At 58.4% G+C, this 293-nt stretch carries 1 protein-coding gene; it reads left to right on the plus strand.

Going from position 1 to position 293, the window contains the following annotated elements; genetic code table 11:
- Positions 1-258, plus strand: a 258-nt coding sequence (locus JT360_RS33375) for a protein-L-isoaspartate O-methyltransferase family protein (protein ID WP_502845509.1), incomplete at its 5' end; no start/stop codon positions are given.
- Positions 259-293: the final 35 nt, after the last annotated feature.

The raw sequence follows: 293 nt of genomic DNA on the forward strand, positions 1-293 counted from the left end.
TCGAATGTCGCCATTCGTGTCGGAGACGGATCTCGCGGCTGGCCCGAGCACGCCCCATTCGACAAGATCCTGGTTAGCGCGGCGGCTGAGCGGACGCCGCCGGCTTTGCTGAATCAGCTCAAGCCAGGAGGGCGACTTGTTCTGCCTTTGGCGTCTGAAGAAGTTCAGTTTCTGACTATCATCGACAAGGATGCTGCTGGGCAACTTGAGACTCGGAAACTCATCCCGGTTCGGTTCAGCCAGCTTGAAACCATCTAACGAGGTGCGCACAACTGGCGCGGCTTCGCTTTTCC

The organism is Mesorhizobium sp. dw_380, assembly GCF_018588885.1.
GTDB lineage: Bacteria > Pseudomonadota > Alphaproteobacteria > Rhizobiales > Rhizobiaceae > Mesorhizobium.